At 75.0% G+C, this 1,879-nt stretch carries 1 protein-coding gene; it reads right to left on the reverse strand.

The window, feature by feature from the left end; genetic code table 11:
• The coding region (locus FK498_RS18530) for an AAA domain-containing protein (protein WP_237561020.1) at positions 1–1,879 on the reverse strand (1,879 nt) is incomplete at both ends.

Genomic DNA, 1,879 nt, shown 5'->3' on the forward strand with positions numbered 1-1,879 from the left:
CCTCGAGGGCGGCGAGCAGGGCGGCGCGGATCTCGGCCGGCGGCAGCCAGTCGGCGCGGCGCCATGCGGCGGGCAGCGCGGCACGGTCGCGCGGCACGATCGCGCTGTCCTCGGCGCGCCAGAACTCGCCCTCCACCACCAGCCCGTCCAGCTCCCTGGCGAGTCTCAGCGCCTGCGCGATCGCGGCGCGCTGCTTCGCGTTCGGCTCGGCGAGTCCCCAGAGCGCGGCGGCGCGCGCGATCACCGCCTCGGTATGGATCGGCGCCTCGGCACGCACGATCGCGGCGGCGATGCCGGCGAGCCGGGCGAAGGGCATCGCCTCGGGCGGGGTGTCCTTCGGCACCTCGACTGCGGCCGGCGCATAGGGGGTGGCGAGCCCGTGCGGGTGCGGCGGGGGCGTCGCGCCGGTCTGTTCCTGTACCGCAACGCCCGCAAGGGCCGTGAGCCGCCGCGCTTCGGCCTCCGGCCGCACCAGCCAGTCCGCCGCCCAGGAGCGTGCGAGCCGCCAGCCCATGCGCGCGAGTGCGGCCTCCTGCAGCCGGTCGCGGTCGCGCGCCGACCGGGCAGCGGCGTAGAACGCGCCGTCGGTCAGCACGCCGAGCCGGTAGCCGTCGTCGTCCTTCACCGCAACGTCGACGAACAGGCCGGCGAGCCCGACGCGCCGCGCGACCGCGAGCCCCGCGTCCTCGAGTGCGGCGGCGATCGCGTCGGTGAGCGCCACGTCGTCCTCGCCCATGGCCTCGGCGGCCGCCACCGTTCCGCCGGCGGCGAAGGCGAGGAACTCCTTCAGCACCGCCACACCGCGGCCGGAGGCACGGCTGAGGTCGATGTCGTCGGCGGTGAGCCCGGAGAACACCACGCAGCGCTTCTTGGCGCGCGTGATCAGCACGTTCAGCCGCCGCTCGCCGCCCTCGGCCGAGAGCGGGCCGAAGCGCATGGCGAGCGACCCGTCGGGGGCGCGCGCGTAGCCCACAGAGATCAGGATCACGTCGCGCTCGTCGCCCTGCACGTTCTCCAGGTTCTTGACGAAGAAGGGCTCGTGCGGATGGGCGGCGAAGAACGGCTCGGTGTCGGGATGGGCGCGCCTCAGCGCCTCCACCGCGTCCAGGATCGCGTCGCGCTGGCGGATCGAGAAGGCGGCCACCCCGAGCGTCTCCTCGGGATGGGCGCGCGCGTGCGCGAGCACGGCCTCGGCCACTGCCTGCGCCTCGACCGCGTTGGTGCCCGATCCGCCGGCGTCGAAGGTGCCGTCCACGCGCACGAGCGACAGGCCGAGTTCGGGGCTGCGCGCGCGCGGGCTCGGGATCACCAGCAGCCGGTTCTCGTAGAAGGCGCGGTTGGAGACCGCGATCAGGCTCTCGTGGCGGCTGCGGTAGTGCCAGCGCAGCATCTGCGCGGGAAAGCCGCGCGCGGTGCAGAGCGAGAGGATGCTCTCGACATCGGCGGTGGCGAGGGTGTCGTCGTCCTGCGGCTCCTTGTCGTCGCCGGTCAGGCGCGCGAAGAAGCGCGTGGGCGGCATCTGCCGGTCGTCGCCGACGACAACCATCTGGCGCGCGCGCGCGACCGCGCCGAGCGCGTCCACGGGTTCGATCTGGCTCGCCTCGTCGATCACCAGGAGGTCGAAGGCGATCGCGGCCGGGTCCAGGAAGGCGGCGACGGAGAGCGGGCTCATCATGAACACCGGCTTGATCGCCTGGATCGCCGGGCCGGCGCGCGCGAGCAGGGTGCGGATCGGCAGGTGGCGCGCGCGCTTGGCGATCTCGCCGCGCAGCACGCCCATCGGCCGCAGCATGTCGGGCCCCTCGGCGATGCGCAGCCGCGCCGCGTGCGCCGCCACCTCGGGGATCTCCGCCGCCGCGGCACGCGCGGCGTCGTCCGG

It is taken from the genome of Elioraea sp. Yellowstone, assembly GCF_006704265.1.
Classification (GTDB): domain Bacteria; phylum Pseudomonadota; class Alphaproteobacteria; order Acetobacterales; family Acetobacteraceae; genus Elioraea.